Annotated in this window: 3 protein-coding genes; all 3 read left to right on the top strand. The window is 40.6% G+C overall.

The window, feature by feature from the left end:
• Positions 1 to 716 (top strand): CaiB/BaiF CoA transferase family protein (locus AC1DUW_RS26765; RefSeq protein WP_477643922.1); only part of this gene is annotated, 716 nt, incomplete at its 5' end.
• Positions 717 to 730: 14 nt separating this feature from the next.
• Positions 731 to 1,936, top strand: coding sequence for an acyl-CoA dehydrogenase family protein (locus AC1DUW_RS26760; RefSeq protein WP_053347992.1), 1,206 nt, complete (start codon positions 731 to 733; stop codon positions 1,934 to 1,936).
• A 23-nt stretch (positions 1,937 to 1,959) separates the two neighbouring features.
• The coding region (locus tag AC1DUW_RS26755; protein WP_477643923.1) for a DUF3870 domain-containing protein at positions 1,960 to 2,097 on the top strand (138 nt) is incomplete at its 3' end.

The raw sequence follows: 2,097 nt of genomic DNA, 5'->3' as shown, positions 1-2,097 counted from the left end.
GGAGTCCCATGAAAGTCGGCGTTGCTATTGCTGACATATTGACTGGTTTATATACATGCATAGGCATTTTATCAGCTTTACATCATAGGGAAAAAACGGGGGAAGGACAGGAAATTGATATTTCGTTAATGGATTGTCAGGTTTCTTCGTTAGTAAATGTTGCCAGCAATTATTTATTCAATGGAATAACTCCTGAGCGAATGGGAAATCAACATCCGAATATTGTGCCTTATCAAACTTTTCATGCAAGCGATGGAGAGTTAGTCGTGGCTGTAGGAAATGATGAGCAGTTCAGGCGATTCACATATGTTTTAGAAAGACCGGATTTAGCGGAGCTGGAACAGTTTAAGCGTAATGAAAATCGTTTGCTTAACAAGGAAGAATTAATACCGATAGTTGAAGATTTGTTAAAAAGAAAGACAAAAAAAGAGTGGAAAGTGCTGCTTGATAACGCGGGGATTCCAAATGGCCCAATTAATACTATCGCAGAGATGTTAGAGGATCCCCAAATAAAAGCGAGAGACATGTTGGTGAATATGGAGCATCCTACTGTTGAAAATCTGAGAGTAACAGGATCCCCCTTAAAACTTTCGAAAACACCTGTCACGATGAGAAAGCATCCACCGCTGTATGGAGAGCATACTGATTCGATTTTGGCTGGAATTGGGTATAAACCAGACGAAATAATCAAATTTAAACAAAATAAAATTATTTAGGAGGAATTTAGATGATGAATTTCGAATTAACAGAAGAGCAGCAAAGTGTGAAAAAAGTGGTAAGGAAATTTGTGGATAAGGAAATTATCCCATACATTCAAGAGTGGGATCGACAAGGACAGTTTCAACCTCATATTCTAAAGAGATTGGCAGAATTGCAGCTGATGGGTGTTTGTATCCCTGAAGAGTATGGTGGAGTCGGAATGGATTATAATACTCTCGCTATCGTTTGTGAAGAGTTAGAGCGTGGTGATACGGCTTACCGCACTGCAGTTTCAGTACATACAGGGTTGAATAGCATGACTTTATTGCAATGGGGAACTGAAGAACAGAAACAAAAATATTTAGTACCGCAAGCAAAAGGAACTAGGATTGGCGCTTTCGGTCTGACTGAACCGAATGCAGGGTCTGACGTAGCAGCAATGAAATCAACGGCTAAACGTGATGGGGATTATTACATTTTGAATGGATCAAAAACTTGGATTTCTCTCTGCGATTATGCGGATCATTTCCTCATTTTTGCTAAGACGGATCATGATCTCGGCTCCAAAGGGATTACTGCTTTTATTGTAGAACGTACTTTTGAGGGAGTGGAATCCAAAGCCATTAAAGGAAAATTAGGAATTCGCGCAGGAAATACAGGCGAAGTCTTTTTAACGGATGTAAAGGTTCCAATTGCGAATAGACTTGGTAAAGAGGGAGAGGGCTTTAAAATTTCTATGTCAGCATTGGACAGCGGTCGTTTTACAGTAGCTGCAGGTGCTGTAGGGTTAATCGAGGCAAGTCTAGAAGCAAGCTTAAAGTATTGCCATGAGCGCAGTACATTTGGAAAAGAGATTGGTAGGCATCAGCTTGTTCAACAGATGATTGCTAAGATGAGCGCGAATCTAGAGATTTCCAGATTGCTGGTCTTTAAAGCTGGGACATTAAAAAACCAAGGCAAACGTAATACCAAGGAAACATCACTTGCTAAGTGGGTTTCATGTAATGCAGCGAACGAAGCAGCGAATGATGCGGTTCAAATCCATGGTGCCTATGGCTACTCGGATGAATATCCGGTGGAACGTTTCCTACGAAATTCAAAAGCTCCGGTCATTTACGAAGGAACGCGTGAAATTCATACTGTAATGCAGGGGGAATACGCTCTAGGCTACAGACAAGATAAAGAACTACGTAAGCAATTGCCTGCATGGCCCTTCGAGCAAGTTTCCGTACATTAATTACAGACAGAGGAGATCAGATGATGAACACATATTTTATTGCAGGACATGCAAAACTTCCACAAGGTATGGCAGCGAGGAATGTATATGATTCTATCACAATCACTGTAGAATTGGACTTTAAATATGGTGTTATTGTTGATGCATCCTGTACCCTTGCT

This window comes from Peribacillus sp. P4_C12 (genome assembly GCF_056402095.1).
The sequence above is the reverse complement of the archived record's forward strand: the minus strand, read 5'-3'. Positions and strand labels throughout refer to the sequence as shown.

Bases quoted from the DNA above. Each gene is read 5' to 3' on its own strand.
- AC1DUW_RS26760 (WP_053347992.1), top strand. From the start codon at position 731: ATGAATTTCGAATTAACAGAAGAGCAGCAAAGTGTGAAAAAAGTGGTA.